24 protein-coding genes are annotated in these 25824 nt (G+C 48.9%); 13 read left to right on the top strand and 11 right to left on the bottom strand.

All coding sequences use genetic code 11. The features are described 5' to 3' along the window. Nucleotides 1-2: 2 nt before the first annotated feature. The 4 genes from kdpC to kdpF are packed head-to-tail and all read right to left on the bottom strand — an operon-like array spanning nucleotide 3 to nucleotide 4427. On the bottom strand, nucleotides 3-578 hold the full coding sequence (gene kdpC, locus LVQ76_RS01000; RefSeq protein WP_232920773.1) for a potassium-transporting ATPase subunit KdpC: 576 nt from the start codon (nucleotides 576-578) through the stop codon (nucleotides 3-5). 12 nt (nucleotides 579-590) lie between these two features. Then, nucleotides 591-2639, bottom strand: a complete 2049-nt coding sequence (kdpB, locus tag LVQ76_RS00995; protein WP_232920772.1) for a potassium-transporting ATPase subunit KdpB — start codon at nucleotides 2637-2639, stop codon at nucleotides 591-593. A 13-nt stretch (nucleotides 2640-2652) separates the two neighbouring features. Then, nucleotides 2653-4338 (bottom strand): potassium-transporting ATPase subunit KdpA, encoded by a 1686-nt coding sequence (gene kdpA / locus LVQ76_RS00990; RefSeq protein ID WP_232920771.1) that lies wholly within the window; start codon nucleotides 4336-4338, stop codon nucleotides 2653-2655. Beyond that, nucleotides 4338-4427 carry a K(+)-transporting ATPase subunit F gene (gene kdpF / locus LVQ76_RS22350; RefSeq protein WP_120066070.1) on the bottom strand — a complete coding sequence of 30 codons (90 nt, stop codon included), beginning with the start codon at nucleotides 4425-4427 and terminating at the stop codon, nucleotides 4338-4340. The genes kdpA and kdpF overlap by 1 nt, the downstream gene beginning before the upstream one ends. Nucleotides 4428-4959: 532 nt before the next feature. On the opposite strand from kdpF, the gene LVQ76_RS00980 reads away from it, so the two are divergent. Continuing rightward, nucleotides 4960-5166 (top strand): YbfA family protein, encoded by a 207-nt coding sequence (locus LVQ76_RS00980; RefSeq protein ID WP_034456665.1) that lies wholly within the window; start codon nucleotides 4960-4962, stop codon nucleotides 5164-5166. Nucleotides 5167-5245: 79 nt separating this feature from the next. Here the strand turns inward: LVQ76_RS00980 and LVQ76_RS00975 are convergent, their stop codons facing one another. Beyond that, the gene (locus tag LVQ76_RS00975; protein WP_502257489.1) at nucleotides 5246-6796 is read right to left on the bottom strand and encodes a phosphoethanolamine transferase; all 1551 of its coding nucleotides are present in this window, start codon (nucleotides 6794-6796) and stop codon (nucleotides 5246-5248) included. A gap of 228 nt (nucleotides 6797-7024) precedes the next feature. Here LVQ76_RS00975 and LVQ76_RS00970 point away from each other — a divergent pair, with 228 nt between their 5' ends. The 8 genes from LVQ76_RS00970 to menE all read left to right on the top strand — a co-directional run bounded on the left by LVQ76_RS00970 (nucleotide 7025) and on the right by menE (nucleotide 15053). Beyond that, the gene (locus LVQ76_RS00970) at nucleotides 7025-7474 is read left to right on the top strand and encodes a GNAT family N-acetyltransferase (RefSeq protein ID WP_064517112.1); all 450 of its coding nucleotides are present in this window, start codon (nucleotides 7025-7027) and stop codon (nucleotides 7472-7474) included. 81 nt (nucleotides 7475-7555) lie between these two features. After that, a complete protein-coding gene (elaB, locus tag LVQ76_RS00965; RefSeq protein WP_064517114.1) occupies nucleotides 7556-7855 on the top strand; it encodes a stress response protein ElaB in 300 nt (99 codons plus the stop codon). 121 nt (nucleotides 7856-7976) lie between these two features. Beyond that, the gene (gene menF / locus LVQ76_RS00960; RefSeq protein WP_232920769.1) at nucleotides 7977-9278 is read left to right on the top strand and encodes an isochorismate synthase MenF; all 1302 of its coding nucleotides are present in this window, start codon (nucleotides 7977-7979) and stop codon (nucleotides 9276-9278) included. A 145-nt stretch (nucleotides 9279-9423) separates the two neighbouring features. Beyond that, nucleotides 9424-11094: a 2-succinyl-5-enolpyruvyl-6-hydroxy-3-cyclohexene-1-carboxylic-acid synthase gene (gene menD, locus LVQ76_RS00955; protein ID WP_232920768.1), complete on the top strand. Its 1671-nt coding sequence runs from the start codon at nucleotides 9424-9426 to the stop codon at nucleotides 11092-11094. Continuing rightward, nucleotides 11091-11873: a 2-succinyl-6-hydroxy-2,4-cyclohexadiene-1-carboxylate synthase gene (gene menH / locus LVQ76_RS00950; protein ID WP_232920767.1), complete on the top strand. Its 783-nt coding sequence runs from the start codon at nucleotides 11091-11093 to the stop codon at nucleotides 11871-11873. The genes menD and menH overlap by 4 nt, the downstream gene beginning before the upstream one ends. Beyond that, complete coding sequence (gene menB, locus LVQ76_RS00945) at nucleotides 11870-12727, top strand: 1,4-dihydroxy-2-naphthoyl-CoA synthase (protein WP_034456650.1); 858 nt, start codon at nucleotides 11870-11872, stop codon at nucleotides 12725-12727. Before menH ends, menB begins: the two co-directional genes overlap by 4 nt. After that, on the top strand, nucleotides 12727-13692 hold the full coding sequence (gene menC, locus LVQ76_RS00940) for an o-succinylbenzoate synthase (protein WP_232904035.1): 966 nt from the start codon (nucleotides 12727-12729) through the stop codon (nucleotides 13690-13692). Before menB ends, menC begins: the two co-directional genes overlap by 1 nt. After that, nucleotides 13689-15053 carry an o-succinylbenzoate--CoA ligase gene (gene menE / locus LVQ76_RS00935; RefSeq protein WP_232920766.1) on the top strand — a complete coding sequence of 455 codons (1365 nt, stop codon included), beginning with the start codon at nucleotides 13689-13691 and terminating at the stop codon, nucleotides 15051-15053. The genes menC and menE overlap by 4 nt, the downstream gene beginning before the upstream one ends. Before the next feature lie 47 nt (nucleotides 15054-15100). Here menE and LVQ76_RS00930 read toward each other — a convergent pair whose 3' ends face one another. The 6 genes from LVQ76_RS00930 to LVQ76_RS00905 form a co-directional block, all read right to left on the bottom strand. Further along, nucleotides 15101-16618, bottom strand: a complete 1518-nt coding sequence (locus tag LVQ76_RS00930; protein ID WP_232920765.1) for a tripartite tricarboxylate transporter permease — start codon at nucleotides 16616-16618, stop codon at nucleotides 15101-15103. A gap of 14 nt (nucleotides 16619-16632) precedes the next feature. Further along, nucleotides 16633-17064, bottom strand: a complete 432-nt coding sequence (locus tag LVQ76_RS00925) for a tripartite tricarboxylate transporter TctB family protein (protein ID WP_232920764.1) — start codon at nucleotides 17062-17064, stop codon at nucleotides 16633-16635. 12 nt (nucleotides 17065-17076) lie between these two features. Next, entirely contained in the window at nucleotides 17077-18057 is a 981-nt protein-coding gene (locus LVQ76_RS00920) for a Bug family tripartite tricarboxylate transporter substrate binding protein (RefSeq protein WP_232920763.1), read from the bottom strand. Nucleotides 18058-18527: 470 nt separating this feature from the next. Further along, the gene (locus tag LVQ76_RS00915) at nucleotides 18528-19907 is read right to left on the bottom strand and encodes an ArnT family glycosyltransferase (protein ID WP_232920762.1); all 1380 of its coding nucleotides are present in this window, start codon (nucleotides 19905-19907) and stop codon (nucleotides 18528-18530) included. After that, nucleotides 19897-20868, bottom strand: coding sequence for a glycosyltransferase family 2 protein (locus LVQ76_RS00910; RefSeq protein ID WP_232920761.1), 972 nt, complete (start codon nucleotides 20866-20868; stop codon nucleotides 19897-19899). Before LVQ76_RS00910 ends, LVQ76_RS00915 begins: the two co-directional genes overlap by 11 nt. Beyond that, complete coding sequence (locus LVQ76_RS00905; protein WP_232920760.1) at nucleotides 20865-21248, bottom strand: GtrA family protein; 384 nt, start codon at nucleotides 21246-21248, stop codon at nucleotides 20865-20867. Before LVQ76_RS00905 ends, LVQ76_RS00910 begins: the two co-directional genes overlap by 4 nt. Before the next feature lie 446 nt (nucleotides 21249-21694). Between LVQ76_RS00905 and tctD the strand changes: the two genes are divergently transcribed. From tctD to LVQ76_RS00885, 4 genes are all read left to right on the top strand, one after another. After that, entirely contained in the window at nucleotides 21695-22369 is a 675-nt protein-coding gene (gene tctD / locus LVQ76_RS00900) for a transcriptional regulator TctD (protein ID WP_232920759.1), read from the top strand. Further along, complete coding sequence (locus LVQ76_RS00895; protein ID WP_232920758.1) at nucleotides 22356-23762, top strand: sensor histidine kinase; 1407 nt, start codon at nucleotides 22356-22358, stop codon at nucleotides 23760-23762. Before tctD ends, LVQ76_RS00895 begins: the two co-directional genes overlap by 14 nt. Before the next feature lie 129 nt (nucleotides 23763-23891). Continuing rightward, the gene (locus LVQ76_RS00890) at nucleotides 23892-24434 is read left to right on the top strand and encodes a YfaZ family outer membrane protein (RefSeq protein ID WP_232920757.1); all 543 of its coding nucleotides are present in this window, start codon (nucleotides 23892-23894) and stop codon (nucleotides 24432-24434) included. A gap of 193 nt (nucleotides 24435-24627) precedes the next feature. Beyond that, complete coding sequence (locus LVQ76_RS00885; RefSeq protein ID WP_232920756.1) at nucleotides 24628-25824, top strand: nicotinamide mononucleotide deamidase-related protein YfaY; 1197 nt, start codon at nucleotides 24628-24630, stop codon at nucleotides 25822-25824.

The raw sequence follows: 25824 nt of genomic DNA, 5'->3' as shown, positions 1-25824 counted from the left end.
GCTTACGGTGCTTGCAAAGCATCCAACGCCACGTTAACCAACAACACATTCACCACCGGTTTACCGAGGAAACCGACCAAAGGCTGAGTAGTATTTTCGTCTATCAACCGTTGGATCTGTTCAATCGGAAGATTGCGTGCTTTGGCGATACGCGGGATTTGCCAGGCTGCGGTTTGCGGGGAGATCTGCCCGTCCAGACCGCTGGCTGATGCGGTCACCAGTTCAACGGGAACAGCCGGATTAGCCTGCGGATTTGCCGCGCGTAACGCTGCAATACGTGTCGCGACCACCTTATCCAGCTCTGGGTTACTTCCCGCCAGGTTGCTGCCGCCTGAAGCCATGGGATTATAGGGCGTTTCAGCCGTAGCAGAAGGGCGGCCTTGTAAATACTTCGCCTCGGTGAAGTTTTGTCCAATCAACTTCGAGCCACGTACCGCCGTGGTATCAATAATCAATGAACCATTGGCTTGTGCCGGGAACCACCACTGGGCTAGCAGCGTTGTCATTAGTGGGTACAAACCCCCTGTAATCAGGGTGAGCAAAATCAGTAACAGTATAGCGGGACGTAAACCAGACATTTGTTTTTCCTCTTAAACCAGGCCACAGACGGTCAGCAGCAAGTCGATAGCTTTGATGCCAATAAACGGCACAACTAAACCCCCCAGACCGTAAATCCACAGGTTGCGGCGCAGCATCGCTGCGGCACTGAGCGGTTTGTAGCTCACGCCCCGTAACGCCAGTGGAATCAAAAAGATGATGATCAGCGCGTTAAAAATCACCGCACTTAAAATCGCCGAAGCAGGGGAGTGCAGGTGCATCACGTTTAGCGCATTAAGCTGCGGATAAGTTGCAGCAAACGCGGCGGGAATAATCGCGAAATACTTCGCCACGTCGTTGGCAATACTGAAGGTGGTCAGCGAGCCACGGGTCATCAGCATCTGTTTGCCGATGTGTACCACTTCAATCAACTTGGTGGGGTTAGAATCCAAATCCACCATGTTGCCCGCTTCTTTTGCCGCTTGCGTGCCGGAGTTCATGGCCACCGCCACATCCGCCTGCGCCAGCGCCGGGGCATCGTTGGTGCCGTCGCCGGTCATCGCTACTAAACGACCTTCCGCCTGATACTGGCGAATCAACGCCAGTTTCGCTTCCGGTGTTGCTTCCGCAAGAAAATCATCAACACCCGCTTCGGCAGCAATCGCTGCCGCCGTCAAACGGTTATCCCCGGTGATCATCACCGTTTTAATCCCCATCTGGCGCAGTTGGGCAAAGCGCTCTTTAATGCCGCCTTTGACGATATCCTTCAGGGCGATAACACCGAGCACATTGGCACCTTCTGCCACCACCAGCGGTGTTCCACCGGTGCGGGCAACACCTTCTACCAGAGTGTCGACCTGCGGCGGGAAGTGTCCGCCGTTCGCCTCAACGTGGCGACGAATAGCATCCACCGAACCTTTGCGAATCATGCGGTCTTGAATATTGATGCCGCTCATGCGGGTTTGCGCGGTAAACGGCACAAAGGTGGCATGCAGGTTTTGCACGTCGCGTTCGCGCAGGTTAAAGCGCTGTTTTGCCAGCACCACAATGCTGCGGCCTTCCGGTGTTTCATCGGCTAGCGACGAAAGTTGCGCCGCATCGGCCAGAGTTTTTTCATCAATACCGGGTGCAGGCAGGAAATCAGAAGCCTGGCGGTTACCAAGCGTAATGGTGCCGGTTTTATCCAGCAGCAATACGTCGACATCGCCCGCGGCTTCAACGGCACGCCCGCTGGTGGCAATCACGTTTGCACCCAACATGCGGCTCATCCCGGCAACACCAATCGCTGAAAGCAGCCCGCCGATGGTGGTGGGAATTAAACAAACCAGCAGGGCAATCAGCACCGTGACGCTAACTGCCACACCACCGTATTGCGAGAAGGGCCACAGCGTGGCGGTTGCCAGTAAAAAGACGATAGTCAGTGCCACCAGCAAAATCGTCAGCGCAATTTCATTCGGCGTTTTGCGGCGTTGCGCACTTTCCACCATCGCAATCATGCGGTCGAGGAAGGTTTCGCCAGGGTTCACGCTGCACTGAATCACCAGCCAGTCGGAAAGAATGCGCGTGCCGCCAGTGACGGAGGCAAAGTCGCCACCTGATTCACGAATCACTGGTGCGGATTCGCCGGTAATCGCGCTTTCATCGACTGATGCGCCGCCTTCCAGCACTTCGCCATCACAAGGGATAATGTCGCCCGCTTCAACCAGCACAATGTCGCCTTTACGCAGATCGGCGGCGGGAACATGGTCCATTTGCGCGTCATGGTGAGGGGCGCGTAATTTGCGCGCCCAACTGGTTTTCTTCACCCCTTTCAGGCTATTGGCTTGCGCCTTGCTACGGCCTTCAGCCAGCGCTTCGGCAAAGTTTGCGAACAGTACGGTAAACCACAGCCAGATGCTGATGGCTAAGGTAAATGGTGCGTCACCCTGAAGTTTTCCACTGAACATGGCAATCGCCAGAACCGTAGTCATCACGCTACCCACCCAGACGATAAACATCACCGGGTTACGCCACTGCACCTGCGGGGTAAGTTTTTTAAAGGAATCTATTAGCGCCTGACGAATCAGCGATGGTTCAAATAGCGCCTGTTGCTTGCGACTCATGGAAGCCTCTTAATCACAAATTCACGAAGGAAAGGTGTTCCGCAACCGGGCCTAATGCGAGGGCGGGGATAAAGGTCAGTGCACCGACTAACAATACGGTGCCAATCAGCAGGCCAATAAACAGAGGGCCGTGAGTCGGCAGCGTACCGACGCCTGCGGTTTGCGACTTTTTAGTGACTAGCGTTCCGGCAATCGCCAGCACCGGGACAATCACCGCAAAGCGGCCGAACCACATGCATACTGCCAGAAGCACGTTCCAGAAAGGCGTGTTGGCGCTAAGCCCTGCAAATGCGCTGCCGTTGTTATTAGCGGCAGATGAGACTGCGTAAAGCACTTCGCTAAAGCCGTGGATACCAGAGTTGAATATCCCGGCGCGACCAGCCTCAGTCATCATCGCAAGGGAGGTACCGAGCAGTACCAATGTCGGGGTGACGAGGATTGCCATCGCAGTCATTTTCATCTCTGCGACGTCGATTTTTTTACCCAGATATTCCGGTGTGCGGCCAATCATCAACCCAGCGATAAACACGGTGAGCAAGACGAACAGCAACATGCCGTACAGCCCGGAGCCGACGCCGCCAAACACCACTTCACCGATCTGCATCAGCCACATGGGAATCATGCCGCCTAATGCTGTGAAGGAGTCATGCATTGCATTAACAGCGCCACAAGATGCTGCGGTGGTAATCACGGAAAATAGGCTACTGACCAGAATGCCAAAGCGACTCTCTTTACCTTCCATATTGATATTGCTATCAGCACCAAGCTGCATGAAATGCGGGTTACCTTGTGTTTCAGCCCACATCACCACCACAACGCAGATAACAAAAATGATGCCCATCGCCCACAAAATGGCGCGCCCCTGGCGTTTGTCGCCCACAGCTTCACCAAAGGCGAAACACAGAGCGGTTGGGATCAGGAAGATCGCCAGCATCTGCACAAAGTTGGTCAGCGCCGTTGGGTTCTCGAAAGGGTGAGAGGAGTTAGCGTTAAAGAAACCACCGCCGTTGGTGCCGAGCATTTTGATCGCTTCTTGCGAAGCCACCGGCCCCATAGGCAAGACATGCTGCACACCTTCAAGCGAGGTGAACGGCTGATATGCGGCGATATTCTGCAAGGTTCCCTGGCTAACAAAGAACAGTGCAATCAACAGTGAAATCGGCAGCAGGATGTATAACGTGATGCGAGTTAAATCGACCCACGCGTTACCAAGCGTAGTGGCGCTATGACGGGAAAATGCGCGAATCAGTGCAAACACCACGGCGATACCCGTTGCAGCGGAAAGGAAGTTTTGTACTGTCAAGCCAACCATCTGGCTGAAATAACTCAGCGTGGTTTCGCCGCTATAGGATTGCCAGTTGGTATTGGAGACAAAACTAACAGCAGTGTTTAACGCCAGATGCCAGGAAAGGCCAGGCAATTGCTGTGGATTAAGCGGCAAACTCCCTTGCGTCATTAAGATGATGAAAAGCAGTAGCAAACCTAAAACGTTGAAGACCAGGATCGCGGCAAGATAACGTTTCCAGCTCATTTCAGCCGTTTCGCTTCCCAGAACTTTCCACATCACCGATTCAACACGGCCCACGCCTGGCAGCGGTTCTCCTTCAATTAACCGCGCAAGCACGCTACCCAGCGGTTTTGCTAGTGCAAAAAGCACCAGCAGGAAGCTGGCAATTAATAAGAATGCAGAAGCGGCCATTAGAACGCCTCCGCATTAATCAGGGCATAAATTAAATATCCCAACAGCATAAAGACCAGCACAACTCCAACGATCAGTCCTGCACTCACAATCCACCTCCGCGTGCCCTTCATACTTCGATTTGCAGGTGTGTTGGCTGCTCTCGCTCACCCGAATCACTTACTTGAGTAAGCTCATCGGGATTCTCTCGATTGCCGCGTTACTCGGCAGAGCCTCGCCCCGTTGGGGCCAGCGCAAGCGCTGTTCAAAAGGATTAAGCCTTTTGTCCTGCAACTCGAATTATTTAGGGCTGATATGTAATGCAACGAGTGTGAAATTTTCAGTGCAAAGATGTCGTAAAAGTCTGGGGACGGGGTGTAAAAAAAGTATAAAAATGCCATATACACCTCGCCCTGCATCCCAAAGTGACTTTGGGATAAAGCCATTAATTAACTAATGGTTAGTATCTATTTAACTATTTTGTAACTTAATTACGCAGGGGGAATGTAAATTAGTGGCAAAAAGTGTCCTTTAGTGGTCGGATGAGTAGTAAACTTTCAGCCAATGCGATACTATTTTGGGCAGATAACAAGTTCCAACTTCCCGGTTTTTGCTACCGGTCACAATTTAAGGGAGAAGCCTATGACTCTATATAAAGACTATCCATTGCATCAGGTCATCCTGCGTCGCACTTTTGTTGTTGTAGCAGGTGTTCTGGCTTTGCCAGTGATGCTGTTCTGGAAAGATCGCGCCCGTTTTTACAGCTACCTGCACCGCGTCTGGTCTAAAACCAGCGAAAAACCAGTTTGGATGGCTCAGGCTGAAGCCGCATCCGCTGATTTTTACTGAGTTTGCTAAGCGGATATAAAACATCAAAGCCCCATCAGCTCATAACTGATGGGGCTTTTTTACGGCTCATGATCGCGGGTTAATGTGCCAACTCTTTCCAGTTATAAATATGATTGGTGGTATCCATCACGGGTGCTTTCCCTGCCAGCCTGTTAGCGGTACGTTGCACTGTTTCTTCTAGCCTGTCTCCAGGTAGCGAAATTCCCATCCAGCGGCGCAATATTTTGTCGTTATTCACCGTTGAATAAATATCCTCTACCGTTCCGGTATCTGGGTTATTAACCTGCTGGCTGTACCAGATAAACATTGGCACTTCAAAAGCGTGCTGGCTTGGTTTTACCCCTCCGTGGTGATAAACCACGTTTTGTGTCGGTTCGCGTTCCAGCGCGTGATCGGAAAAATAAGCGACAGAAGCTCGCCTGTCTTTCAGCAGAGAGAAAATATTGCCGAGTAGTTTGTCAGTGAAGTGGATCGAGTTGTCATAACAGGCATCTATACCATCACTTTGCCTGCTGAAGGGGGCGTCAGTGGTCGGAAAACGTGTGCATTCCGGTTCATGGCTACCATAGATATGCAGCACAATGAGCTGTTTACCTTGATGATTTAAAGCCTTACGCAAATCGGGTAACAACGCATCATCAAACCCATTGTTAACCCAGTGTTTATGGGCGGCATTCATCGCGATACCGGTAATCGCATTATTGTAATCACCAAGCATCCCCTGCTTACTAAACCATGATGTATCAAAACCGGCCTGATTCGCCAGGTTAATAATGTTATCCGAGTAATGGTGGATATTATGGTTTTGCACGGTATCTGCTGTGATCGCCAGCGGTACGGCGGTAATAGTGATCGGTGCGCCGCTAATGGCATGATTCCAGAGTAGAAGGTGGCTGCGCTCGGCCTCCAGTTGTGGCGTGGTGGGTTGCGGGTAGCCATAAATACTCATGTTTTCGCTACGCGCTGACTCCCCGATAACCAACACATAAGTATCAATACCGGTTTCCTGTGTTTGCAACTGGTAATCAGGGATCTGACTTGCTATTTGCCTTATTAATCGCTGGTCACTCCATGCCTGAAGAAAGTATTTAACATTGCTTATAGGTAAATAGTTAATTACACGTGCAGTAATACTTCCCTGGCTGTTTTTCTTAATGTTATGGACTGTCGCTTGCACAATATTACTGAACAGTAATATGGCTAATAAATAAAACGGTGATTTTGCGAGCCATTTATCACCAGGCGTAGGAATAGTCGCAACGCTGCGTAATAACAAAATGACCAGGGCGAAAAAACCGAAGCAATATTTTTTGTAGAGCCACAACATTGCGCTGATTTCGTGGCTATCGCTCTCCAGTACACTCATTGCGAAACCATAACTAAACTCTGTGCCAAAGGTGCCGTGGGCATAGAAAGTTAGCGTAACATCCCATGCCACCAACAATAGCGGCAGCAGTGCCACGAATAAGCGGAGGAGTTTGTTTTTAATTAACCCAAACGATAACATTAATAATACAAATATTATCATTCGTTGAAACATAACATGCATTGGTGAGAACAAAACATTCGCCACTGCAACAATTAACATACAAACAACCAAGGGAATAAATTGGCGCGCTTTACCTAACATATAAATAACGTCCACGAAGAGTTACCGTTTAAACGGTCTTATAAAATGTGCTATCAACGGGGAATTAATATACCGGAAGGCATAATTAAGAATAGATATATTCATTGGATGAATTGATTCTTTGACATAAATCAGTATGTCGAAGGATGAACATCAGCTACTGAACCTTTTAGTTATTGCTCTAAATGTGGGAGGATAAACCCCTCATCACAACTACTGGAGCACAGCATGTTGATTTGGCAAGATTTACACCATTCGGAATTGAGCGTAACCGATCTCTACACACTTTTGGCGCTACGCAATGAAGTGTTTGTGGTCGAGCAAAATTGCCCCTACCAGGATATTGATGGTGATGATCTGGTGGGTGAGAACCGCCATATTCTTGGTTGGAAGGGTGGCAAACTTGTGGCCTATGCCCGCATCCTTAAAAGCGACAGCGAGTTTGAACCGGTAGTGATTGGCCGTGTCATTGTTGATAAAAGCGTGCGCGGTGAAAAACTGGGTTACCAGTTGATGGAACAGGCGATGGCGTCTTGCCAGCAATATTGGCCAGAAAAAACAGTCTATTTAGGCGCTCAAGCTCATCTGCAATCGTTCTATGCCCACTTCGGATTTACCCCAGTTACTGACGTGTATGACGAAGACGGTATTCCCCATATCGGTATGGCAAATCGTTAATGACAGATTAATCGCCAGGTAAAAAGCACTAGTGTTGTCTATAGTTAGCGGACGAGTATTTTTTAAACACGGAGAACAGTGATGCAACCGTATGAATCTCGTCTTGATGATGATTTAACTCTGCTTAGTGAAACGTTAGAAGAAGTGCTGCGTTCCTCAGGCGATCCTGCTGACCAAAAATACATTGAGCTGAAAGCACGTGCAGAAGCGGCGCTCAGCGAAGTCAAAGCCCGGGTCAGTAGTGCGTCGGATAATTATTACTATCGTGCAAAAAAAGCCGTTTATCGCGCCGATGATTATGTGCGTGAAAAACCATGGCAAGGAGTGGGTGTTGGGGCGGCGGCAGGTCTGGTGTTAGGACTGTTACTCGCCAGACGCTAACCCAAATCGGCACATAAATTCACCGTGTGCCGATTAAAGAAAATCTTACCCATTGGGTGGGATTTTTTTTTGCCGCCATGACCACGTATAATCAGGGGTTTTCAGGGAAGGTGAGGTAAACGTGAATTCAGTTGTCGTCGCGCTGCAACAGTTACAGCTTGCATTGAACGCAGAATTTGCGGATGCACCGGGCTTACAGCAGTTATCTTGTGCTGTTACCCTCAGTGATGCCTCAGATGCACTCGCATGGTTGACTAGCCAACGTCTTTATCCTCAGTTTTACTGGCAACAGCGCAATGGCGATGACGAAATTGCCGCCCTCGGTGCTGTTTGCCAGTTCGATACCTTAGATGCCGCCAGGGCATTTATTGATGCCTATGCGGACCAGCCAGCTGTTCGTATTACTGGCGTAAATGCATTTTCACCCACCAGCAGTTTTTTATTTCTCCCACGCCTTGAATGGCGGCGCATTGGTGGCGATGCTTTTCTCTACCTTAATATTTACAGCGAAACTTCCCTGCAAGGTGATGCGCGGGCAGCACTTCAATTCCTTGAGCAAATGCTGCCTGCAAAGCAATTGCCATTACAGCGTTTAAATTGCGTCGGTGAGCAACATATTCCAACACAACCAGAATGGAATCAGTTAGTTGACCGTGCGATATCTGCAATTGAGCAGCACGAGCTCGATAAAGTCGTCCTGGCGAGAGCCACCGATCTGCAATTTACTACCGCAGTTTCCGCAGCCGGGTTTATGGCGGCCAGTCGCCGGGTGAACCTGAATTGCTATCATTTCTTGATGGTGTTTGATGGTAGCCATGCGTTCCTTGGCTCGAGCCCGGAACGCTTGTGGCGGCGCATTGATAGCGCTTTACGCACCGAAGCGCTTGCCGGAACGGTTGCTAACCATCCCGACGACCATCGAGCCTGGTCTTTGGGGCAGTGGTTGCTCAAAGACGATAAAAACCAACGTGAAAACATGTTGGTCGTTGAAGATATTTGCCAGCGTTTGCAAAAAAAGGTGGGGGCTATTGATGTATTGCCGCCGCAGGTGGTACGTCTGAGAAAGGTACAACACTTGCGCCGTTGCATCTGGACCGATTTGGCTCAGCCTGACGATGCTTTATGCCTTGCAATGTTGCAACCTACTGCCGCTGTTGCCGGGTTGCCGCGTGATGTAGCGCGTGGGTTTATCGCCCATAATGAACCGTTTGAGCGTGAATGGTATGCGGGGTCGGCGGGTTATATCTCGCAGCGTCAAAGTGAGTTCTGCGTTGCGTTACGCTCGGCAAAAGTAATCAATAATATGGTGCGTTTATATGCCGGAGCTGGAATTGTCGCAGGTTCTGATGCGGCGGAAGAATGGCAGGAAATAGAAAATAAAGCCGCCGGGTTGCGAACGTTGTTAACAAAATCAACGTTCTAAATTATAGGTATGTCTGAGACAATTCGAACTTCATTGTGCTTGTTGCCAACAAAAATGCAGTTTGAAGGGTATTACCGACCCATATCAAAATAACCGTTCCAGCAATAATTATAATGAGTCAGCAAAATTGACTCAGGACTGAATCATGTCGATAAGCTCGTTTAACCGCCGTTGGGCTACGGTAATCCTTGAAGCGCTGACTCGCCACGGCGTGCGCCACGTCTGCATTGCTCCTGGCTCGCGTTCTACACCTCTGACCCTTGGGGCGGCTGAAAATCGGGCTTTTATTTGTCATACACATTTTGACGAGCGTGGTTTAGGTCACCTGGCATTAGGTCTGGCAAAAGCAAGCCAGGCTCCGGTCGCTATTATCGTGACTTCCGGTACGGCGGTGGCAAACCTCTATCCGGCGATTATCGAAGCGGGTTTGACCGGTGAAAAACTGGTGGTGCTTACCGCCGATCGTCCACCGGAACTTATTGATTGCGGCGCCAATCAGGCGATTCGCCAGCCTGGGATTTTTAGCTCCCATCCTACTCAATCGATTAATTTACCTCGTCCAACACAGGATATTCCTGCGCGCTGGTTGGTTTCGACTATCGATAACGCACTAGGCCAGCAGATGGCTGGTGCGATTCACATCAATTGTCCATTTGCCGAGCCGCTGTATGGCGAGCCTGATGAAACAGGCATGAGCTGGCAACAGGCATTGGGCGGCTGGTGGCAAGGTGATAAACCCTGGTTACGTACTGGCCTGACTCAGGAAGTGCTTAAACAGCGTGACTGGTTCTTCTGGCGTCAAAAACGTGGCGTGGTGGTTGCCGGGCGTTTGAATCCTGAAGAAGGAAAACAGGTCGCTGCATGGGCGAAAATGCTCGGCTGGCCGTTAATTGGCGATGTGCTTTCGCAAACTGGGCAGCCATTGCCGTGTGCAGATTTATGGCTGAGCAACAGCCAGGCGGTGACCGAACTTGCCGAAGCACAAATTATTATTCAGTTTGGCAGTAGCCTGACCGGAAAACGCGTTCTGCAATGGCAGGCAACCTGCGAGCCTGAAGAGTACTGGTTGGTGGATAATTTGCCAGGCCGACTTGATCCTGCGAATCATCGTGGCCGTCGCTTGTGTTGCGATATTACACAATGGCTCGAACTTCACCCCGCTGAAAAGCGCGTGGCGTGGGATGAGAAATTAACTACGCTTGCAAAAATCGCCCAGCAGGCGGTTAAAAAGGGCACTCTCGAATTCGGCGAAGCCCAGGTTGCGGCGCGCCTGGCTGAATTGTTACCGGAAGCCGGGCAGCTGTTTGTCGGCAATAGCCTGATTGTTCGTCTGGTTGATGCTTTCGCGCAATTGCCCGCTGGTTATCCGGTATTTAGCAATCGCGGTGCAAGCGGTATTGACGGCTTACTTTCAACAGCTGCCGGCGTGCAACGAGCCACCGCGCGTTCAACGCTGGCGATTGTTGGCGATCTATCGGCACTTTACGACATCAACTCACTGGCATTATTACGTCAGGTTTCCGCTCCCTTCGTTTTGCTGATCGTGAATAATAATGGCGGGCAAATATTCTCGCTGTTGCCAACGCCTGCAGACGAACGCGAACGCTTCTATACCATGCCGCAAAACGTCAATTTTGCCCACGCAGCAGCGATGTTCAGCCTCTCCTATAACAATCCGGCAAGCTGGGATGAGTTGCAGGAAGCAGTGACCCATGCCTGGTGTTCTCCTCATGCGACCATCATTGAGCTCACCGTTAGTGAAACTGACGGTGCGCAAACCTTGCAGCATTTGCTCGCACAGGTCAGTCAGGCATGATTCTGCACGCTGTTTTTCATGAAGGCCGCGATGCCAACTTGCCGTGCCTGGTTTGGCTGCATGGCTTTTTAGGCAACCGTAAGGAGTGGGAAACCTTCAGCGAACATTTCACCGATTGGCCGCAACTCTTCATCGACTTGCCCGGTCACGGTAAATCAGCCGATATTACGGCTGAAGGCTTTGCACAAGTCGATAAATTACTGCGAAATGCGCTACTTAGTTACAACATCCTAAAGTACTGGCTGATTGGTTACTCTCTTGGTGGACGAGTGGCGATGTATCATGCTTGTCAGCTTGAGAATTCCGCTTTGTGCGGCTTGATTGTTGAGGGGAGCCATCCTGGACTTACGGATGAGAATGCTCGCCGAGAAAGAAAAAACAGTGACCAGCAATGGGCGCAGCGGTTACGCACACAACCGCTAAAAGAGGTGCTGAACGACTGGTATCATCAGGCCGTTTTCCAGTCGCTCAATAAACAGCAACGCGCTTTGCTTATCGCACAACGCAGCCAGAATAATGTCCAGAGCCTTGCCGCAATGCTTGAGGCGACTTCTCTTGGGAACCAACCAGATTTAAAGGCTACGCTCAAGCAATTGCCGTTGCCTTTTTACTATCTTTGCGGTGAGCGGGATGAAAAATTCCGCGCCGTGGCAACCAGCCTGGAATTGTCACCGCACCTTATTACTGCCGCAGGCCATAACGCGCATCGGGAAAACCCGATGGCTTTCACGGCCTGCCTGCTCAATTTTTTGCGAAAACCTATCGAGGAAACACCATGATTTATCCAGATGAAGAAATGCTTTATGCGCCAGTTGAATGGCAGGATTGCTCGGAAGGTTACACCGATATTCGCTATCACAAATCAGCTGACGGTATCGCTAAAATCACCATTAACCGCCCCGAAGTGCGTAATGCATTCCGCCCGTTGACCGTAAAAGAGATGATTAATGCGCTGGCTGATGCCCGTTACGACGACAACATTGGCACCATCATCCTGACCGGCGAAGGCGAAAAAGCCTTCTGTGCAGGCGGCGATCAAAAAGTACGCGGCGATTACGGCGGTTACCAGGACGCAAGCGGCACCCATCACCTGAATGTGCTGGATTTCCAGCGCCAGATTCGCACCTGTCCAAAACCAGTTGTGGCAATGGTTGCGGGTTATTCCATCGGCGGTGGTCATGTACTGCATATGATGTGCGACCTGACAATTGCTGCTGAAAACGCGGTATTCGGCCAGACTGGCCCGAAAGTGGGCTCGTTCGACGGTGGCTGGGGTGCTTCTTATATGGCGCGTATCGTCGGCCAGAAAAAAGCGCGGGAAATCTGGTTCCTGTGCCGCCAGTACGACGCAAAAGAAGCATTGGATATGGGCCTGGTGAACACCGTTGTGCCAAATGCCGACCTTGAAAAAGAGACTGTGCGCTGGTGCCGTGAAATGCTGCAAAACAGCCCAATGGCGCTGCGTTGCCTGAAGGCTGCGCTGAATGCTGACTGTGATGGTCAGGCCGGTTTACAAGAACTGGCCGGCAACGCCACCATGCTGTTCTACATGACTGAAGAGGGTCAGGAAGGTCGCAACGCGTTCAACCAAAAACGCCAGCCGGACTTCAGCAAATTTAAACGGAACCCGTAATGCGTAGCGTCGAACTGTGGCGCTTTCAGGTGCCGATGGATGCGGGTGTAGTGCTGCGTGAGCGGCGCCTGAAAACACGCGACGGACTCTTAGTGCGCCTGACCGACGGCGAAAAACAGGGCTTCGGTGAGATCTCGCCGTTGCCTGGTTTTAGCGTAGAAACTGTCGATGACGCATTGAGCGTGGCACAAAGCTGGCTGCAAGTCTGGCAAACTGGCGCGGAAATCGACCTGCCTGAAATGCCATCGGTGGCGTTTGGCCTGAGTTGCGCGCTGGCCGAAATCAGTGGTGAATTGCCTCAGGCGGCGGATTACCGTGCGGCGCCATTGTGCACCGGTGATCCGGACGAACTGTTTGCCATGCTGGCTGCTATTCCCGGTGAGAAAATCGCCAAGGTGAAAGTGGGTTTGTATGAAGCCGTGCGCGACGGCATGGTGGTCAATCTTCTGCTGGAAGCGATGCCTGATTTGCGTCTGCGTCTTGATGCCAACCGTGGCTGGACACCGCTCAAAGCGCAGCAGTTCGCCAAATACGTCAATCCTGATTTCCGACCGCGCATTGCGTTTATCGAAGAGCCGTGCAAAACCCGTGAGCAATCCCGTGAGTTTGCCCGTGAAACGGGAATTGCGATCGCCTGGGATGAAAGCCTGCGTGAGCCTGATTTTGAGTTTGCCGCCGAGCCTGGCTTAAGTGCGGTGGTTATCAAGCCGACCTTAACCGGGAGTCTTGAGAAAGTCCGTCAACAGGTTGAGCAGGCCCATGCCCTGGGATTGACGGCGGTTATCAGTTCTTCGATTGAGTCGAGCCTCGGCTTAACACAATTGGCGCGAATTGCCGCGTGGCTGACGCCGCAAACGCTACCAGGTCTCGATACGCTGTCGTTGATGCAGGCACAGTTGGTGCGCGAATGGCCAGGCAGCCCACTGCCGTGCTGGTCACTGGAATCTCTTGAGCGAGTGTTATGAGTTTTCAAGATTTCCCCTGGCAGTATTGGTCACAAATTCGTGGTGACCAACCGGCACTTACTTTAGGTCATGAAAGCCAGAACTGGCGCGAGCTATGCCAGCGCGTTGATGCGCTGGCAGGCGGCTTCCGGCAGCAGGGGGTGCTTGAAGGGCAAGGCGTTGTGTTGCGTGCGAAAAACAGCCCGGAAATGGTTTTCGCTCTGCTCGCGTTATTGCAATGTGGGGCGCGTGTATTGCCGCTTAATCCACAGTTGCCTGAATCTTTGCTCCAACAGTTACTTCCCACGCTGACTATCAGCCATGCATTGATCTTTGATGCGCCGCTTACCGTTGCCGATATCAACCCGTTAACTCTGCTGGAAGGTGAACGTTTCAAGGTTGAGTGGCAACCTGCAAGGTTTGCATCGATGACGCTGACCTCCGGCTCAACGGGCTTACCCAAAGCGGCGGTTCATACCAGTGATGCTCATCTTGCCAGTGCCGCAGGTGTGCTGGCGGTGATGAGCTACGGTGCGAATGACAGTTGGTTGTTATCACTGCCTCTGTTTCATGTCTCCGGCCAGGGCATTTTGTGGCGCTGGCTGTTGACGGGTGGTTGCATGGTAGTGCGCGATTTACATCCTTTGAGCGATGCATTGCAAGGCTGTACGCATGTGTCACTGGTGCCGACCCAGCTCTGGCGACTGCTTGATCAATCCCCTCCGGAAACCTTGCGTGAAGTGTTATTGGGTGGCGCGGCAATTCCCGTTGAGCTCACGCAAGCGGCGCAGGAAAAAGGCATCAATTGCTGGTGTGGTTATGGATTAACGGAACTGGCCTCAACGGTGTGCGCCAAACGTGCTGATGGGTTGCCGGATGTGGGCAAAGCTCTGCCAGGCCGGGAAGTGAAAATCGTTGATCAGGAAGTGTGGATTCGTGCCGATAGCCTGGCATCAGGCTACTGGAAAGAGGGTGTTGTCGTGCCGCTGGTTAATTCACAGGGCTGGTTTGCAACACGCGATCGAGGGGTTCTGAATGGGCCGCGTCTAACGCTTATTGGCCGCCTCGATAATCTGTTTTTCAGTGGTGGGGAAGGGATCCAGCCGGAAGAAGTTGAGCGCGTGATTACCACTCATCCCGCGGTGAAACAGGTTTTTGTCGTGCCAATAGATGATGCCGAATTTGGCCAACGCCCGGTTGCGGTGGTGGAGGCCGACGAGGATTTTGACCTGTCGCTATTGTCAGAGTGGTTGCCGGGAAAAGTAGCCCGTTTTCAGCAGCCGGTGCGTTGGTTGCGCCTGCCTGATGAATTCAAGCAGGGTGGGATTAAGATTTCGCGATTACAGTTAAAGTTATGGGTAAAGCGGGTGGCTAAAATTTAATGCCACCCGCTCGATTTAGTGTCGGATGTCGCTAACGCTAATCCGACCTACATACCCGATTCTAAGTCTGATTTATGCCGCTGCCGGCGGATTATGCGCAGAATCGGTGGCACGATAATCACGACAATCGCCATAGTCAGCAGACCTTTCGCGACACCACTTTCCCACAGAATGCTCAATCCACCGTTGCTGATAGACAGTGCACGACGCAGGTTTTGCTCCAGCATCTCACCTAGCACGAAGCCCAGAATTAAAGGTGACATCGGGAAGTGCATTTTGCGCAAAATATAGCCCAGCACGCCCAACCCCACCATCAGTAGCAAATCGAAGGTGGTGCTATGTACCGCGTAGACGCCAACTGCGGAAACTGCAGCAATAGCGGGCACCAGGAACCACAATGGAATACTCAACATTTTGGTAAAGAAGCCGATTAACGGGATGTTCATGATAAGCAACATAACGTTGGCAATCAGCAATGAAGCAATCAATCCCCAAACAATATCCGGCTGCTCGGTAAACATCGCAGGCCCTGGTGTAATGTTATACAGAGTCAGTGCACCCATCATCACTGCTGTAGTGCCAGAACCCGGCACGCCCAGTGTCAGCATCGGAATAAACGAACCACAAGCAGAGGCATTATTTGCTGCTTCCGGTGCTGCGACGCCGCGAATATCGCCTTTGCCGAATGTCTCGCTATTGCCGCTGATTTTCTTCTCGGCCATATACGCAATCGCACTGGCGATAGTCGCCCCCGCGCCCGGTAAAATCCCGACGAAGAAGCCGATTACCGACGATCGTAAAGTGGCTCCCGTGCAATGCGCGGCTTCTTTCATGTTAAACATCATGCGCCCGGTTTTGCGTACCAGCACTTGCCCGCTGCTGGTGCTTTCGAGCATTAACAGGATTTCGGAAACCGAAAACAAACCAATGACGACCACAATAAATTGCGCACCGTCGGAGAGGTGAACGCTATCGAATGTGAAGCGATATACCCCGGTGTTGGCATCCACTCCGACGGTGGCAAGACCCAGACCAATCAACGCTGCAAGGAACGATTTCAGCGGGTTTTGCGCCATCATGCTGCCAAGGCAAGCAATGGCAAAGACCATTAATGCAAAGTATTCAGCAGGTCCAAACGCCAGCGACCATTGCGCCAGTGCTGGTGCAAAAAGAATGATGCCAATAATTGCCAGTAGGGAACCAATAAATGAACTTACGGCGGAAATGGATAACGCCACGCCACCACGACCCTGCTTCGCCATCGGATAACCATCGAGTGCGGTCATAATGGCGGCTGCATCTCCCGGAACGTTAAGCAGTATCGATGAGATGCGTCCCCCGTATTCACAACCGATATAAACCGTTGCCAGCAGAATTAATGCTGACTCTGGTGGTAATTTAAGTGCGAAGGCCAGTGGCAGCAAAATCGCCACGCCATTAATCGGGCCGAGGCCCGGGAGCAACCCAACGATGGTGCCAACAAAGCAGCCAATCAGGGCGATCATCAGGTTTTCCGGCGTCAGTGCAACGGCGAAACCTTGCGACAAATAAAACCAGGTATCCATCAGTACGTGCTCCGTTAATTCAGCCAAACGCCAAGAGGAAGAGTGACATCCAACAGACGATCAAAGCCGTAGAACAATACGCCTCCCATTACCACCCCGGAAATTAATGCCACCGGAATTGTCGCGCCAAATAGCAAACCGATACAGGTGGTGAGGATCGTCGTTGCCAGAGGGAAACCGAGCCATTCGAATGCCCATGCGTACAGTGCAAGGCTTGCGACCATAATCAGTAAGCGTTGCAGCGTTTGGCGGTGCGACCACTCCACCACGTCGGGATGACGCAGTATCAACAACACTGCGCACATCAACATCAGGCCGATAATGGTTAAAGGAAACGGGCGCGGCCCTACGGGTTCATAACTGTATTCACTCTGAATTTGCCAGCCGATAAACAGGCCGCCAATACACAGAACAATCCAGATCCCGGCAAAAATACGATCGCTCATCATCGCCTCCGATTATTTAGCGAGGCCAAATGCTTTGGCTTGCTCGCGATAATCAGTGACCTGTTTCTTCACGTAATTATCCAGCTCTTTGCCAGTCATGTTGAATTCGAACAGGCCACGCAGATCGCGCTGTTTTTTAAAATCTTCGGTTTGTTGGAGTTTGTTGAAGGTATCGACCCACCACTGATATTCCGCATCGCTTACTTTCGGACCGACGTAGAAACCGCGGATTATCGGCCATACCAGATCATAACCTTGCTCTTTTGCGGTAGGGATTTGCGCCAGTTCACCTGGTAAACGTTCGTTAGCAAACACTGCCAATACGCGCAGTTTGTCGCCGTTGATATAAGGCACCATTTCACTGAGATCGCCTGAAACCACCTGAACGTGATTACCCATCAGCGCCGTTACTGGTTCGCCGCCACCTTCAAAAGCGACGTAACGCATTTTATGTGGATCGACGTTGGCTTTTTGCGCAAGCAAGGCAGTCTTCATCCAGTCCTGGCTGCCGATGGATGCACCAGCACCAATCACCACGCTGTTAGGATCTTTTTCCATTGCAGCCAACAGTGACTTCAGATCCTTCCACGGTGAATCAGCACGCACGGCAATCATGCCGTAATCGGTGCCAACACTTGCCAGCCAGCGCACATCATCCACGCCATAACGGCCAAATTTACCTTGTGATAGGTTTAGCAAAGAACCACCGGAGAAGGCGACAACGGTGCCTGCTTCCGCAGGGCGCTGAGCGACAATTGCGTTGTAAGCCACAGCACCGACGCCGCCAGGCATGTAGGTAACGCGCATTGGTTTTTCTAGCACGCCAGTTTCTTGCAGGCTGACCTGAATCAGTTTGCACGTCAGGTCGAAACCACCGCCAGGTTTGGCCGGGGCGATACATTCGGTGCGGGAAGGGACTTCTGCTGCCAGTGTACTGAAAGCGGTTAATAAAAAAGCTGAAGCAATAAAACCAGAGATTAGGGTACGTTTCATTTTCTATTCATCCTCACGTCAAAAAGGCGGTAGATGTTTCGCATTATGTGAAGTGCATTACAGCTACTTTGTTACGTGATTGTTAGCGTAATAACCTTTCTTTTACCTTTCAGGGCGATCGAAACTTTACAGGATGTGATATGCGTCTCTTACTAGCGGAGTAATACTGAATAAAACTCAATGGGGTACTCCAGCCCTGGTTTTTGGAGCACAAGGAGGAGTAACCATTATTCAAACTGGTATTGGTTCTTCTGGTGAATGGAGCATCGGGTTACTAAACTACCAGGAAAATTAAAATTAAAATTAAAATTAAAATTAAAATTAAAATTAAAATTTACGAAATTTAGTTAAATATATCTAATTATTAAATATTATAGCTTTTAGAGCAATATTTCATTAGATATGCAAAGTGTACTTTAACCCTCAATGAAAGAGGGTTATTAAAATGGGTTGTATATTTTTGACTTACATTATCTTATGCATTTAAATATACTTATAAATTCTCCAGATGATAAAATTTCACATGCAGGAGAAACGTTATCAACCTTGGAGTTATTTCTAGAAAATAAATAATAATTTCTATCAGAGCTGTTATATTTTATTTTTCTCTGAGAAAATCCACCATAAACCATTATTGCAGCTCTCTCTGACTGTGATGTGTCATTTGGGATGTGTATATTTATGTCATTGTTATTGTCACTTTTAATTAATGATAGTTGTTTGTAATAATCTGGAGCGAAATTATCAGATGCCTTGTTTATTGTTTTTTTAATCTGAAAAAGTGACATTGGAAGTAAGACGAGTAATAATAAAACCCATGGTTTTTTTATTTTTGAAAAAAGAATGGCACTTGTAAAACATAGCAATAATGTGTGTGGGTAGCCATACCAAGACAGTCTTGTTTCTGCTAACGTAAAGAAAGTAATTAATGTAACTATGGTCACTATAAGAATTACGATGTCGTAGCTAAATGTTTTTTTAAATCCATTTCTTAATAAAGATATCGTTAATGATGAAATAAATGCAATCATTACAGATAAATAGTTACTAAAAAGCGCATTAATATAAAACCACGCATTACTGCGATGCCCCTCAATTTGTGATGATGATCTATGTAATAAGTCATAGTCTATCATTTTTTTTATAAAAACAAATCCATCATACTGATAACGTATTGATAGCCACATAATTATTGGGAGAAAGAAGCATGTTAATGGGATTAAAACTAATTTGGTTGTAATTCCATTGTATCTAAGCATGTAAGTATAGGCGGTAATAAATGCAAAACCGAAAGAAAGCGCATGCCAGCTTTTTGTAAGAAATGCGAGTGATATTAAAAGGGCTGCCAATGATATATTTTTAACGCTATAACCCATGGAGAGATAAATCACTGAAACTATAGAGAATAATAAATAAACTGAGTCAGGATCTGCTGTTCTGAAGCCATGTTCCATCATCATTTGTCTACATGAAAGCACTAGCAACATAAATATTATTGCTGATACATAGCCATATCTTCTTGCTGCAAGATAAGAGCATATAGACACTAATAGTACCCCGGAAACTATTGATGCCATGCGCAATGTTAAAAGAGATTTTCCGAGTGTTGCAGAGAATAATATTATTGTCCAGAAACTAACAGGTGGTTTTAGGTTCCACATATCAGGACTTGAACCCCACCAGTTGACAATAAAGTTACCCGAATCCATCATTTGCAAGGCATTTACAATATGCCTACTTTCATCCCAGTCTTTAAACGGTGATGAACTAATATTATATACACATATTATTGAAAATAAAATTATCAGGAAACACAGTATGTATTTCTGCAATCTATTATTAATGATCACGTTCATTACCTTTAGAGAAAGTATTTTTTTCAATGAAAAACTTAGGTCTTTTTTTATTTTCCATATATATCTTACCAATGTATTCCCCAATTACTCCTAGACATAGCATTTGAACTCCACCGATAAATAATATTGCTAATATTACTGATGTCCAACCGCTTATAGTATGCCCAAGAAAATATTGGGTAAGTGTATATAAAACTCCGGCGGAAGAGAGCATTGATATAAGAAAGCCAAGGAATGTGACAATGCGTAATGGTGTAACAGAAAAAGATGTAATGCCTTCGAGAGCAAGGGATAGCATTTTTCTTAATGGGTATTTAGACTCACCTGCCAAACGCTCACTGCGTGAGTAGTAAACCCTATCACTTGGATATCCAATTAATGGAATTAATCCACGTATATATAAATTTTGTTCTTTATATTGTAATAACGCTTTCAACGCTCGCCTGCTCAATAGTCTGAAATCCGCATGGTTCTCAATTTGACTGACACCCATTAGAGACATCAATTTATAAAATGATTCGGCGGTAAATTTCTTAAAGAGTGTATCAGAGGTTCTGTCATTTCTCACGCCGTATACGGTATCGTTGCCTGAAATGAATGAATCAATCATTTTCTCAATGACAGATGTATCATCCTGCAAATCAGCGTCAATACTTATTGTGATATCTGAATCAATGCAACTTGACAGTCCAGCAATTAATGCTGTCTGATGTCCTTTATTTCTAGATAGTTTAATGCCTTTCACGCAATCAAAGTTTTTACTCGCTTGCTCAATTAAATTCCACGTTGTGTCTTTGCTGCCATCATCAACAAAAATCACATGACTTTTAACATCAATTTTCCCTTTCTTTACCATGTCTTTTATTTTCGCTAAAAGTTCTTCAAGGCAAAAACTGAAAACCTCTTGCTCGTTGTAGCAAGGGACAACTATCGAGAGGACTGGTAAGCTATTCATTTCATTACCCAAATTTTATTAATTATAAATCCACATGCTGTATAGAAAAACATACCAATAATTTGAATAAGGTATTCATTATCAATGTTTAACAACATAGTAGCATTCATTGCTATTAAATTTATGCTGTAACATATAGCACAGCATGTTATGAATTTGATTAATCGTGGTAATGATGGTTTTGATGAGAATGTGAAATAAGTGTTTAATACAAAGCTGAACAAAATACCTGCAAAATATCCAGATAGATTTGACAGATACAGGCCAGTACCCAAAGTTGTTAGCGATAGTATTACCGCTGCTGTTGCAATTGTATTCACTCCACCAACAACACAGTATCTTATCGCTTGGCTATAGTAGATAGATGAGAGCCTATTCATAATCGCCGATTATTTGATATGTAAAATTATTCATGAAGTGTATCACCCAAGATTTCTAACTTCATAAAAAATCATAATGGACTCACGATTTATCGCTATATACCTGCGATCTGCATTGGGAAAAGGATACTTTGCCTGCAGGATTTTAACGGAAATTGGTCTTGTTGAGCGAACATTGGAAGAAAAACAGCCTTAAGCCCCATTAGTTATCGTAACTATTTTGAAGGCTGTCGCAAAGAATCTATGCATGTGACCGAGGTTATTTGTGCAAATAATTTCATGTTAAACCACCGGCAGTTCTTACTCCACAAAGTTGCAAATATGTAACATCCATCCATCATCTACAGTGATATTATGCACCTCGAATCAATACGGATTTCAAAAACCGGATAACAACTGGTAAGTTTGTTTGGTTTATCGTTTAAAATCATGTGGATATATTAAAGGTGCGTCTTTTACTAGCGGAAGATAACCGTGAGCTGGCTCACTGGCTCGAGAAAGCCCTGATACAAGCGGGTTTTGCTGTGGATTGCGTATTTGATGGGCAGGCCGCCGATCATCTATTACAAAACGAACGCTATGCGGTCGCGGTAATGGATATCGGGATGCCGAGAATGGATGGTCTGGAGGTTTTACAGCGTTTGCGTAAACGCGGGCAGACAGTGCCAGTACTGTTGCTAACAGCACACAGTACGGTGAGCGATCGCGTGAAAGGGTTGAATTCGGGGGCTGATGATTATCTGCCAAAGCCTTTTGAGCTGGAGGAGCTTGATGCCCGGTTGCGGGCTCTGGTGCGGCGCAGCGAAGGGCAAATCCATGAGCAACAACAGTTGGGGCAACTTGCTTTTCATGATGACGGTTACTTCTTATTGGAAAATAAACCGCTAGCGTTAACGCCCCGCGAGCACGCGATCTTGACGGTATTGATGTATCGCCGTACTCGTCCGGTTCCCAAGCAGCAGCTGTTTGAACAGGTGTTTAGTTTGAGCGACGACGCCAGCCCGGAAAGCATCGAACTTTATATTCACCGGCTACGGAAAAAATTAATCACCAGCAATGTTCAAATAACTACGCTACGTGGGCTCGGCTATGTGCTGGAGTGCAGCGATGCGAGCCATTAAACCGCAATCTTTATTCGGACAGTTGCTACTTTTTCTGGGGTTACCATTATTTATTTTGTGGGGCTTATCAGCGGTAAGCGGCTATTTAAGCGCGATGAATGCTGCCACTCAGGCCTACGACCGTACATTATTGGCCTCGACACGCACTGTGGCGGAACAGCTGGTGGTCCATGAGGGTAAGCTCGCAGTGGATGTTCCGTGGGTCGTGCTCGATAGTTTCGAGCGCAATATGAACGACCGGTTGTATTACAAAGTCACCGATACACAGGGTAATGTCATATCGGGTTACGACGACTTACCCGATATGCCGATAAATACCGCCGGCACCGATCTCTATCCCGCACTGGCGTGGTTCTATAACGCAACATACCGGGGACAGGAATTGCGTGTTGCGCGCCTGCTACAGCCTGTCAACGAAGGTGGGGTCAATGGGATGGCACAAATTATTGTTGCCGAAACCGTTCAGTCGCGGCACGCACTTGCTGTTCGTTTGTTGATGTCTGCAACACTGACTCAAGGGGGCCTGGTGCTACTTACCCTTACGCTCGCCTGGCTGTTATTAAGACGTGTGCTAAAACCGATGCGCCAACTTTCAGTGCTGATGGTGCGCCGCGATCCTGGCGATCTCAATCCGCTACCAGATTTATTGCCCTGGTCGGAAACGCGATTATTGATCGTTTCGTTTAACCGCTATATCGACAGGCTGCGTGGCCTGGTGACAAGACAGTCTCGGTTCAGTGCCGATGCTTCCCACCAACTGCGCACACCACTCACGGTGCTAAAAACTCAGGTGTCAGTAGCACTCAGTAGTCCCAATCCTATGCAATGGCGTGAAAGTCTGGAGGCAATGCAAGTAACGCTGGATAACACCATCCATCTTACCGAGCGGTTATTACAACTTTCGCGCCTCAGTCGCCTGGACCAGGCGGAAGGGCAAACGATGGAGGCGGTGGATTTGGTGAAAATAGCCCAGGCGTGTTGTTTCTCCTGTATGGCGCAAGCGAGAAGCAAAAATATCGATTTAGGTTATGAAGGGTTATCAGCTGCATGGATAACCGGCGAGCCGTTGTTGCTGGGGGAGATGTGCATGAATCTGCTGGATAATGCGCTGAAATATACTCCCGAGAACGGCATTGTGACTATTCGCGTCACCCGTGATGAATCGCAAATTGTCTGGCTGGAAATAGAAGATAACGGCCCGGGTATTGAGAGTGGGCAGGTTCGCCATGCGCTGATGCCATTTCATCGCTTAGATAACAGTGCTGAGCAAAGTGGGGCGGGGATTGGGCTTGCGCTGGTTAATGATATTGCGCGTTATCATCGTACTCGGCCTGAATTGCTACGTTCAGCGCCTGGTGGGTTGTTGGTGAGAGTAAAGCTGGCGGCTGTTTAACAGGGCGTTTTTTCATTTTCTTACAAACGAATGAAGAAAAGCATTTCTAACGCATTGATTACCTCACCCCTGGCTGTAAAATCGGCGTTTTTTCAGGGACATCCCTTTTTACTGCTCAGGATTGAAAGCATGAACAAATTACTTTTGGCTGGCGTTGCCGGTTTAGCACTCGTATCTGCATCTGCAAGCGCTATCAGCGTTAGCGGCCAGGCGGGTGAAAAATATACAAACATCGCAGTAGGCTTCGGCCAGGATTCTGCCGGTCTGACCATGAACGGTAACTACGCCCATAACGATGACGATGGTGATACCGCAGGTCTGGGACTCGGTCTGAATGTGCCATTGGGTCCATTTATGGGTACAGTTGGCGGACGTGCGGTTTATCTGAATCCGAAAGATGGTGATGAAGGTTATGCGTTGGCAGTGGGTGGTGGTTTGAGCTGGCAGGTATTCGATAGCATCTCCGTATTCGGTGATTACTATTACTCCCCAGATTCTCTTTCCAGTGGCGTGAAAGATTACCAGGAAGCCAGTGCGGGTGCTCGTTGGACTGTTATTCGCCCAATCACTGTTGAAGCCGGTTATCGCTATATCGGTGTTAACGGTAAAGATGGCAACCGAGATAACGCTATTGCAGACGGTCCATACGTCGGCGTTTCCGCAGGTTTCTAAATCCTCTTCGTCTTTCGCGTTGCAGGGGCGTTGGCTGCTGCCGCGCGCCCTGGTCGCATAGTTATCTATGCTTCCAGAGACTTACGGCTTTGCCGCCTTCCTGCAACACGAAATCCTTTGAGGATTATCTTTTTGGTAATCCTCAAATTAATTTGCGATATTGTGAACCGTTTTCTTCCCGCGGAGCACAACAATGATAAAAGTGGAAATGCTGTCTACCGGCGACGAAGTGCTGCATGGTCAAATTATTGATACCAACGCAGCCTGGCTTGCTGATTACTTTTTTAACCAGGGTTTACCGATGTCGCGCCGTAATACGGTGGGCGACAGTCTTGAAGATTTAATCGCGGTGCTTAAAGAGCGCAGCGAACATGCCGATGTTCTAATTGTGAATGGTGGCCTTGGGCCAACCAGTGATGACCTCAGTGCGCTGGCTGCCGCTACTGCCGCAGGCGTGGAGCTGGTGATGCATCAGGAATGGCTTGCGCATATGGAACGTTTCTTTGCCGAACGCGGGCGTGAAATGGCACCGAGCAACCGCAAACAAGCGCTTATTCCCGCAACCAGTGAAATGGTTGATAACCCGGTCGGTACTGCATGTGGATTTGCTCTAAAGCTCAACCGCTGTCTGATGTTTTTCACTCCCGGAGTTCCTTCCGAATTTAAGGTTATGGTCGAGCAACAAATCATGCCGCGCCTGCGTGAGCGTTTTGTGCTGCCTGAGCCGCCAGTTTGCCTGCGTCTTACCACTTTCGGGCGTTCCGAAAGCGAGTTAGCCCAAAGTCTTGAGCCGATTCCTTTACCGGACGGCGCAGTGATGGGGTATCGCTCATCAATGCCGATTATCGAGTTAAAATTGACTGGCCCAGCAAGCCAGCGTCAGGCGATGGAAGCCGTATGGCCACAAGTGCAGCGTGTCGCCGGTGAAAGCGCCATTTTTGAAGGAACAGAAGGTTTACCTGCGCAACTTGCAGAACGCCTAAGAGCACAGTCACTCAATATTGCCGTCAGCGAACAATTCACCGCCGGGCTGCTGTGCCTGCAACTTGCCAGTGCACAAGCACCATTAGGTAATAGCGAAGTGCTTTCCGCACGCCCTGAAACACTGGTGCAGATAACGGAGCGTGCAAAAAACTTCGCGCTGCAAGCGGGAAGTGCTCTGGCACTGGTGGTGGGGAGCCTTGATGACGAGCATCTTCATTTTGCACTGCACACGCCAAAAGGGACTTATGGACTGCAAGTGAAATTCAACGTAACCCGCTACGCCCTGCGTACACGCCAGGAAGTCTGCGCGATGATGGCCCTCAACATGCTGCGCCGCTGGCTCAACGGCTGGGATGTCGCCGCTGAGCATGGCTGGGTGAATGTTGTCGACTCACTAGAAATCTAA

The sequence above is a fragment of the Buttiauxella cochleicola genome (assembly GCF_021283185.1).
In the GTDB taxonomy this organism is placed as follows: domain Bacteria; phylum Pseudomonadota; class Gammaproteobacteria; order Enterobacterales; family Enterobacteriaceae; genus Buttiauxella; species Buttiauxella massiliensis.
The sequence above is the reverse complement of the archived record's forward strand: the minus strand, read 5'-3'. Positions and strand labels throughout refer to the sequence as shown.

Bases quoted from the DNA above. Each gene is read 5' to 3' on its own strand.
- menE (WP_232920766.1), top strand. From the start codon at position 13,689: ATGAGTTTTCAAGATTTCCCCTGGCAGTATTGGTCACAAATTCGTGGT.
- LVQ76_RS00905 (WP_232920760.1), bottom strand. From the start codon at position 21,248: ATGAATAGGCTCTCATCTATCTACTATAGCCAAGCGATAAGATACTGT.
- elaB (WP_064517114.1), top strand. From the start codon at position 7,556: ATGCAACCGTATGAATCTCGTCTTGATGATGATTTAACTCTGCTTAGT.
- kdpB (WP_232920772.1), bottom strand. From the start codon at position 2,639: ATGAGTCGCAAGCAACAGGCGCTATTTGAACCATCGCTGATTCGTCAG.
- menH (WP_232920767.1), top strand. From the start codon at position 11,091: ATGATTCTGCACGCTGTTTTTCATGAAGGCCGCGATGCCAACTTGCCG.
- kdpA (WP_232920771.1), bottom strand. From the start codon at position 4,338: ATGGCCGCTTCTGCATTCTTATTAATTGCCAGCTTCCTGCTGGTGCTT.
- menB (WP_034456650.1), top strand. From the start codon at position 11,870: ATGATTTATCCAGATGAAGAAATGCTTTATGCGCCAGTTGAATGGCAG.
- LVQ76_RS00975 (WP_502257489.1), bottom strand. From the start codon at position 6,796: ATGTTAGGTAAAGCGCGCCAATTTATTCCCTTGGTTGTTTGTATGTTA.
- LVQ76_RS00910 (WP_232920761.1), bottom strand. From the start codon at position 20,868: ATGAATAGCTTACCAGTCCTCTCGATAGTTGTCCCTTGCTACAACGAG.
- LVQ76_RS00920 (WP_232920763.1), bottom strand. From the start codon at position 18,057: ATGAAACGTACCCTAATCTCTGGTTTTATTGCTTCAGCTTTTTTATTA.
- LVQ76_RS00930 (WP_232920765.1), bottom strand. From the start codon at position 16,618: ATGGATACCTGGTTTTATTTGTCGCAAGGTTTCGCCGTTGCACTGACG.
- LVQ76_RS00890 (WP_232920757.1), top strand. From the start codon at position 23,892: ATGAACAAATTACTTTTGGCTGGCGTTGCCGGTTTAGCACTCGTATCT.
- LVQ76_RS00925 (WP_232920764.1), bottom strand. From the start codon at position 17,064: ATGAGCGATCGTATTTTTGCCGGGATCTGGATTGTTCTGTGTATTGGC.
- LVQ76_RS00895 (WP_232920758.1), top strand. From the start codon at position 22,356: ATGCGAGCCATTAAACCGCAATCTTTATTCGGACAGTTGCTACTTTTT.
- menD (WP_232920768.1), top strand. From the start codon at position 9,424: ATGTCGATAAGCTCGTTTAACCGCCGTTGGGCTACGGTAATCCTTGAA.
- LVQ76_RS00885 (WP_232920756.1), top strand. From the start codon at position 24,628: ATGATAAAAGTGGAAATGCTGTCTACCGGCGACGAAGTGCTGCATGGT.
- LVQ76_RS00980 (WP_034456665.1), top strand. From the start codon at position 4,960: ATGACTCTATATAAAGACTATCCATTGCATCAGGTCATCCTGCGTCGC.
- LVQ76_RS00970 (WP_064517112.1), top strand. From the start codon at position 7,025: ATGTTGATTTGGCAAGATTTACACCATTCGGAATTGAGCGTAACCGAT.
- menC (WP_232904035.1), top strand. From the start codon at position 12,727: ATGCGTAGCGTCGAACTGTGGCGCTTTCAGGTGCCGATGGATGCGGGT.
- kdpC (WP_232920773.1), bottom strand. From the start codon at position 578: ATGTCTGGTTTACGTCCCGCTATACTGTTACTGATTTTGCTCACCCTG.